Origin of the sequence: Proteiniphilum sp. UBA5463 (assembly GCF_002427225.1) — a bacterium.
Taxonomy (GTDB): Bacteria; Bacteroidota; Bacteroidia; order Bacteroidales; family Dysgonomonadaceae; genus Proteiniphilum; species Proteiniphilum propionicum.
Genome location: NZ_DIQL01000037.1, coordinates 3,408 through 3,982, shown reverse-complemented (window position 1 = coordinate 3,982; position 575 = coordinate 3,408). Strand labels below are relative to the sequence as shown.

Genomic DNA, 575 nt, shown 5'->3' with positions numbered 1-575 from the left:
GGGGTGAGCGATGCCTGTATCCTGGTGGATGATCGAACAGGAGACATTTATGTAGCCGGCCTGTGGATGCACGGATTGTTGGATGCGGAGACAGGGAAATGGGTTGAGGGTTTGACTGCCGACAGCACACGGTGGCTACACCAATGGCGTGCGAAAGGTTCTCAGCCCGGCTTTGGTGTGAAGGAAACCTCCCAGTTCCTGATTACGAAAAGCAGCGACGATGGCCTCACCTGGAGCGAACCAATCAACATCACCTCCGCAAAAAAGAAGGAGTGGTGGCTCTTTGCGCCGGCACCCGGACAGGGAATCACCATGACTGACGGCACGTTGGTTTTTCCATCACAAGGTAGGGATGAAAATGGCACCTCATTCTCTAACATTACCTGGAGCAAAGATGGAGGAAAGACATGGAAAACAAGTAACCCGGCAACCAAAAATACGACAGAGTGTGCCGTGGTTGAACTCCAAGACGGATCACTGATGCTGAATATGCGGGATAACCGCAACAGGGGCAATGAGGAGGTGAACGGCCGATCGGTGTTTGTTACCAGTGATCTGGGCGAGACTTGGAAAGA

Annotated in this window: 1 protein-coding gene; it reads left to right on the top strand. The window is 52.7% G+C overall.

Annotated features, from left to right (window positions below):
• The coding region (locus B3B27_RS06005) for a sialidase family protein (RefSeq protein WP_286847101.1) at positions 1 to 575 on the top strand (575 nt) is incomplete at both ends.